At 67.7% G+C, this 6,450-nt stretch carries 7 protein-coding genes; 5 read left to right on the top strand and 2 right to left on the bottom strand.

Going from position 1 to position 6,450, the window contains the following annotated elements:
* From JWR81_RS25575 to JWR81_RS25560, 4 genes are all read left to right on the top strand, one after another.
* Positions 1–377, top strand: a 377-nt coding sequence (locus JWR81_RS25575; protein WP_297658386.1) for an oxidoreductase C-terminal domain-containing protein, incomplete at its 5' end; no start/stop codon positions are given.
* Between the two features lie 75 nt (positions 378–452).
* Positions 453–1,721 (top strand): cytochrome P450, encoded by a 1,269-nt coding sequence (locus tag JWR81_RS25570; RefSeq protein ID WP_297658384.1) that lies wholly within the window; start codon positions 453–455, stop codon positions 1,719–1,721.
* Between the two features lie 14 nt (positions 1,722–1,735).
* Positions 1,736–2,773 (top strand): NAD(P)-dependent alcohol dehydrogenase, encoded by a 1,038-nt coding sequence (locus JWR81_RS25565; protein WP_297658382.1) that lies wholly within the window; start codon positions 1,736–1,738, stop codon positions 2,771–2,773.
* A 54-nt stretch (positions 2,774–2,827) separates the two neighbouring features.
* Entirely contained in the window at positions 2,828–3,037 is a 210-nt protein-coding gene (locus JWR81_RS25560; RefSeq protein ID WP_297658380.1) for a hypothetical protein, read from the top strand.
* A gap of 667 nt (positions 3,038–3,704) precedes the next feature.
* On the opposite strand, the gene JWR81_RS25555 is transcribed toward JWR81_RS25560, so the two are convergent.
* Complete coding sequence (locus JWR81_RS25555) at positions 3,705–4,172, bottom strand: cupin domain-containing protein (RefSeq protein WP_297658378.1); 468 nt, start codon at positions 4,170–4,172, stop codon at positions 3,705–3,707.
* Between the two features lie 62 nt (positions 4,173–4,234).
* Here JWR81_RS25555 and JWR81_RS25550 point away from each other — a divergent pair, with 62 nt between their 5' ends.
* Positions 4,235–4,900 (top strand): TetR family transcriptional regulator, encoded by a 666-nt coding sequence (locus JWR81_RS25550; RefSeq protein ID WP_297658376.1) that lies wholly within the window; start codon positions 4,235–4,237, stop codon positions 4,898–4,900.
* A gap of 495 nt (positions 4,901–5,395) precedes the next feature.
* Here the strand turns inward: JWR81_RS25550 and JWR81_RS25545 are convergent.
* Positions 5,396–6,450 (bottom strand): cytochrome c oxidase assembly protein (locus JWR81_RS25545; RefSeq protein WP_297658374.1); only part of this gene is annotated, 1,055 nt, incomplete at its 5' end.

The raw sequence follows: 6,450 nt of genomic DNA, 5'->3' as shown, positions 1-6,450 counted from the left end.
TGCCCGCCTTCTGGTCGGGCCAGTTCGGCGTCAACATCAAGGGCGTCGGCGTGGGCCCCTTCGCGGACGAGATCGTCATCACCCAGGGATCGGTGAAGGATCGACGTTTCGCCGCCGCCTATGGGCGCCGAGGCCGTATCGTAGCGGCCGTCACCTTCGATCACGGTAAGTGGCTGGAGTACTACGGGACGCTGATCGAGCGATCGGCTCCGTTCCCGCCTCCGCCGCCGGGCTACGATCAGGCAGATGGCTTGGAGCCGGTTCCGGCCCGATTCCCGGAGCGGGGCGTCCCGACGGGGATTCCGGATGTCGTCTTGACCGGCCACGACCCGACCGAACGCGCAGCCGAGTACGAGTACCGGCCGAGAACGCGCTGAAACCGCTCCGATGGTGGGCGAAGTGCCGGGCCGGACCGCATAGCCAGGAAAATAAACGGCGACCGAGGAGAAATTATGAGGCCAGAGATCGCTTGGGCCGAAGCCATGAAATTTGAAAACCGCCCCGACCCGTACCGTTTCTTCGACGAGCTACGAAGAACTCCCGTGGCGCGGGTGGCAGACGACCTCTATGTCGTCACCGGCTACCGGGAACTCCAGACGTTGGCCCACGATCCCCGGGTGAGCTCCGACATCTTCCGCAGTCCGCTACCGGCCAAGATGGGAGCCTCGGGAGAGTCCTCGTCCGAGGCCGAGCCCATGAAGGCGCAGGGTCGGCCGCCGACCATGTTCATCCTGTCCGATCCGCCGGACCACGATCGAGCGCGCCGGCAGGCGATGCGGCACTTCGGCCCTCCCCACACGCCCGACCTTATTCCGAGCATGGGCCCAGACATCGAACGGCTCTGTGACGAGTTGCTCGACAAGGCCGGGGGCAAGACCCAGATCGACCTCGTCGATGAGTATGCCTACCGGGTTCCGCTGACGGTGATCTGCAAGATCATGGGCGTTCCCCTGGATGACGAACAAGCTTTACACGACTGGATTTTCCACGCGGTCGCGGGCGTGGATTTCAGCCCGGAGGCGGCCACCGAAGACGGCAAGACCCGTGCCGCGAAGGGAATGGAAAGCCGGTCGGCGCTCAGGAAGTACTTCCTGGAGTTGACCGAGGACTATCTCCGAAAGCCTGGCGAGAACCTGCTTTCGAGGTTGGTCAACGATGATGGCCCGGACGGCCCGATGGACCCGACCGAGGCTGCGGCGAACGCGATACTGCTGTTCATTGCCGGTCACGACTCCACGGTCAACACGATCTCCCACTGTGTGCTGACCCTGCTGCGATACCCCGGGAGCATCGAGCTTCTGCGCCGCCGGCCCGATTTGATTCCCCGCACCGTCGAGGAGGTCCTGCGCCTCCAGTCGGCGGTCCAGTTCTTCCCCAGCAGATCCGCGACCGCTGACATCGAGGTCGGCGGCACGGTTATCCCGGAGGGTTCGGCGATCTTTCTGATGTACGGCGCTGCAAACCGCGACCCCCGCCGTTTCCCCGACCCGAACAAATTCGATCCCGAACGCCCCGACAACGAGCACTTCGGCTGGGGTAGCGGCATCCACGTCTGTTTCGGCGGCCCACTCGCCCGCCTCGAGGTCAATATTGCCCTAGAGGTCTTCTTACGGCGCGTGGAGAACCCACGGCTTGTCGTTGACCCGCCGCCGTACCGTCGTAGCCCGGTCTTCCGGGGCCCGCAGCACCTGGTGATCGACTACGACCGGATCGGGGACTAGAGTTTGGAGGAATCATGAAAGCATTCCAGTTCGTCGAGACGCAAGAGCCGGCCCAGCTTCGTGAAGTCAAGGTACCCGAACCCGGCCCCGGGCAGGTATTGATGAAAATCGGGGGTGCCGGGGCCTGTCACTCTGACCTCCACATAATGGAGGCACCCGCGCATGCGCCGTCGCCGCCCCTTCCCTTCACCCTCGGCCATGAGAATGCCGGCTGGGTCGAGGAACTGGGGTCCGGCGCGACAGGGTTTGCGATCGGGGATCCCGTCCTCGTCTACGGCCCTTGGGGCTGCGGCAGCTGCGCGAACTGCCGGATAGGAATGGAGAACTACTGCCAGAACCCCGGGCAAAGCATGCCCGGCGGGCTCGGCGCAGACGGCGGCATGGCCAACTACATGCTCGTCCCGTCCACCCGCTTCCTACTCCCGCTGGGCGACCTTGACCCGCGCGAGGCCGCACCGCTCACCGACGCTGCCCTCACCAGTTATCACGCCGTGAAACGATCAATACAGCTACTCGGCCCAGGATCCACCGCGGTCGTGATCGGCGCCGGCGGCCTCGGCCAAATGGCCATCCAGGTGTTGAAAGCGCTCAGCGCCGCCACAACAGTCATCGCGGTGGACACCTCCGTCACCAAGCTCGAAACCGCCAGACACATAGGCGTCGACGAGACAGTGGTCTCCGGCGCTGATGCCGTCCAGCGGATCAGGGATATCACCCGCGGGCGGGGCGCCGCCCTCGTCCTCGACATGGTAGGCGGGAGGCAGACATTGGAGATGGCCGCGCAGATATCCCGAGTTCTCGGCCATGTCACGATCGTGGGACTTGGCGGTGGCGCGCTACCCGTGAACTTCCACAGCCCGGCGAAAGAATGCTCCGTCACGTCACCCTACTGGGGCTCGATCCCCGAGCTCATGGATGTGATCTGCCTGGCCCAGGCAGGAAGGATAAAGATGCTCGTCGAGCAATTCCCGCTGGAGCGCGCGAGCGAGGCATACCACCTCCTCCATGACGGCAAGATCCAAGGACGTGCTGTCATCATACCCAACGGCTAGTGTCACGTAGCGCCTTGATCGCCTCCAGTCTAAAACGTCAGGTTCAACCTGACCGTGTCGCTGCGCTACACGCCACAGACCGGCGAGATCGCGTTCCTGTTCGACCTGTTCAACCGAACGTCGCGCATTGCACACGACGCGACCGACGGCACTCACCCCATCGGGACGGCGCTGTACGCGGCCAGCAACTTCTGCGGCGCGGACGCCGGCATCTGGATACGCCCCAACCGCGATGTCTGGCCCAACCTGAGTTGCAAGGTTTAGTGCCCCGGCGCGGCGATGGTGAGGAGTCTGGCGAGGAGGGCGCGGGCTCGGCGGTGATCTGCGCCGGCACGAGCTGCCGAACACCTGAACTGACACGAGCAGACGATCCGGTCGCCCGACCGCGCCGGTTGAAGCGCCACGGTCGCCACCTGCTGCTATGGGCTGGGAATGGCGAGGTCGGTGTCCTCATGCTGGGTGGTGGGGCGTGGTGGTGGCCCGGTCTCGACGTTTCTCCGGCCGCTTCTGGCTGTGGTGGACCAGAACTGGACCACGATGGCTGCCGTGGTCGGCGAACTCGGCAGGGTGGGTGTCGTAGAAGGCCATCCGCTCACCGATCCGGGTCATCACCCGCCCGCGTCCAGCGCCGGGTCGAGGGCGCCGGCGGCGACCGACAAGCCACCCCTGCCGTCGGCTCGTGGACACGGGGGTGGGGCCGGGACGGCACGGACCGCCCTCGTACTCAGCGCCGGTGTTCGCTCATTGCTCGGCGAACTCCGGCCAGGCGAAGTCGCCCATCCCGTTGGCGATGACGCGGGCGTCCATGTTCTCGGTGACCCGATGCCGCGGCGTCGTCAGTGGCCTTGGCGTCGTTCTCCGACTGCCACGCGCTCATCGAGAAGATCTGCTCGCCTTGGGCGATGACCCTCTTTCTTGTTCTGTTCTCGGTTCACTGCGGGTAGGGAACCGTGGCGTAGCGGGACATGAGCGCGCGGATCTCAGCGGGATCGAGCAGACCGTCGGCGCGGGGGCGCAACTGCTGCAGGTCACGAAAATAGCCGACGTAACGCTCGGGTGTCACCGTGAGCAGCAGCGACGCCGGCTCATCGGGGTCGGCGTTGCCGAACGTGTGCGGGGTTCCGATGCCCGCCACGAACAGCCCACCGGCGGCCAGGACGTGGGTATCGGCCCCGCTGGTGACGCGGACGCGCCCGGTCAGCACGAAGAACGTCTCATCGTGGGCCCGGTGGACGTGCTGGGGCGGGCCCGGCCAGCCGGCCGGCATCCGGCACTCGACCAGGCCCAGCCGACCGTCGGTGGCCCGACCGTCCTCCACGACGCGGTGCAGCACCGGGCCCGCCCGCAGCATCTCCCCGTCGTCGGGGCCCACCACACCGGATCGCCGCGGCATCGTCATCACGAACTCCCCTCGCGCTTGAGACGATCGTCTCAAGTTGGGACGCGTGTATCATCAGCGGTATGGCGCGAGCTGTCAACGGGCAATCGGGGCAATCGGCGGCCAGCGAGCGCATGCGGACGCGGCTCACCGACGCAGCTCAGGCCCAGTTGCGCGACGGGGGGCCGATGACCGTCGCCGCGGTCGCCGCCCGGGCGGGGGTCTCGCGCGCCACCGCCTACCGCCACTTCCTCAACAACGACGCGGTGCTGCTCTGGGCCACCCGCCCCACCCACGGACAACCGCTCCTGCCCCCACCCACCATCGAGGACGCCCCGCCCGGTACCGACCTGACCGACCGCGCCGAAGCCCTGATCAGGGCCACCGCCCGTTGGGCGTTCGAGCACGAGCGGGAACTGCGGGCCGTACTCGCCGTATCGCTGACCCTCGATCGCGGACAGCAGGGGCGCTCCCCTCGCAAGGCCCTCATGCAGCGCGACCGGTGGATCGCCGAGCTGCTCACCGATCTCCCGCCGCACGTCCCCCCGGCGACCAGAGCCCGCCTCGCCGCCGCCCTCGTACCCCTTTTCGGCTCCGACGCGGTCGGCTGGACCCGTGACGCGGCCGACCTGACCGTCCCCGAGGCGATCGACATCCTGGTCTGGATGGCCCGCGCGCTGATCACGGCCGCCCTCGCCGAATCGGACCCAACTCCACCTCGGCTCGACTGTGGCATCCAGCTGAGTTGATGGGCATCTCCCAGGCCTTCCTGATGGGGCCGCTGAGGTACGTGTCGGTGGGACGCCACGGCGTCCAAGCCCGCCAGTCGACGATCAGGTTGGACGACCGGAAGGCCAGGAACGGCACGACGATCCCGCCACGCAGGAAGACCGCCGCTCCCGGTCGGGTAGCTGCCTGCTCAGCGCCACCAGCGCCAGCGGGCCGGGCCGGGCCGAACGACAGCACCGTGGCCGAGGTGGTGAACCCGACGAGCTGCCGCCACCCCTGGACAAGCCCGCAGATGACCACCGACCCGATCAGGGTCAGCGGGATGTTGCGCTACGGGTTGCGCGTCTCCCCCGCCGGCTCGACACCCTGCCGGAAACCGAAGTAGGAGTACGCGTACTGCAGCGCTGTCCCGCCGTGGTCGGGCACGGCGGTCACCGCGCCCGGCACGATGGAACCCTCGATCCGGAGGTCGTGACCAGCTCACCTATCTGGATTCGCGATGATGCTGGACGGGTTCACTCAGCGGCGGGTCGTACGTCGTCCGGAGTGCTGACCGGTGCGATGCAGTGGAGAGCGGCGAGCCGGGCGTTGTAGGTCGCCAACGCCTGGTCGTCATCGTCCACCCCGGCGCCATCGGAGGGTTCGGTGCCCAGGAGCGTCCGGGCACGGGCACCCTCCAGCCAGCGCCCCATCGTCTGATCCCCCGGAGCGGCCAGACCCCACCGCACCCCGATCGCGATCATCAACAGCATCATCAGGCCGTCACCGCCGACCCACATGATCGCGCCCGCGAGCTCCTGGTCGGGCAGGACACCGGGGCCCCATCCAGGGTGGCCGAGGTCGAACCCGGGGGCGACGGCCGCGGGGGTCAGCATCAGGACGATCCCGACGAGGGTGTCGACGCCCATCGCGACCGCGAGGATTGCCAGGCGCAGCAGGTAAGGGACCTGCCACGGGGTCCGCTCCGAGCCGGCGAGCGGGAGGAAGAACAGGTAGCCCGAGAGCAGGTACAGCGCGACCTCGGCGTCGTGCAGCCACGGGCTCGTCAGCATCAGCGCCTGGAACTCGGTCAGGTGCGTGAGCACCAGCACCGCGGCATAGAGGGCGAGCGCCACGGGCGGCGCGGACACCGCACGCCCGGCCCGACCGCGCAGGACCGCCTCCACCCCGCTCCGCACGCCGGGCGGACCCGCGGTCGCCAGCAGCCGCAGCGGCTGGGCCCAGACCAGCAGCACCGGCACGATCATGATCAGGGTCAGGTGCTGGATCATGTGCACCCCGAACAGCACGTGCGCGTAGACGGCCATGCTGCTGTTCACCGCGAGCACCAGGCCGAGGACCGCGCCGAACCAGGACAGGGTTCGCCGCAGCGGCCAGCGGAACCCCGCCACGCCGGCGCGGCTCGCCGTCCACAGGTAGCCCACGGTCAGCAACACCATCATGGCGTCGAGCACAGGTGCCGACGTCCAGGTCGTCAGCAGGCCGACGACCGTCGGCGGTCCTGGCTCCAGCACGGCGACCACCCTCCCGACACCGGACGACACGATCGGTGTCCGCAGCAAACATACGC

The organism is Pseudonocardia sp. (assembly GCF_025965585.1).
In the GTDB taxonomy this organism is placed as follows: domain Bacteria; phylum Actinomycetota; class Actinomycetes; order Mycobacteriales; family Pseudonocardiaceae; genus Pseudonocardia.
This window is presented reverse-complemented; position numbering and strand designations above follow the sequence as displayed.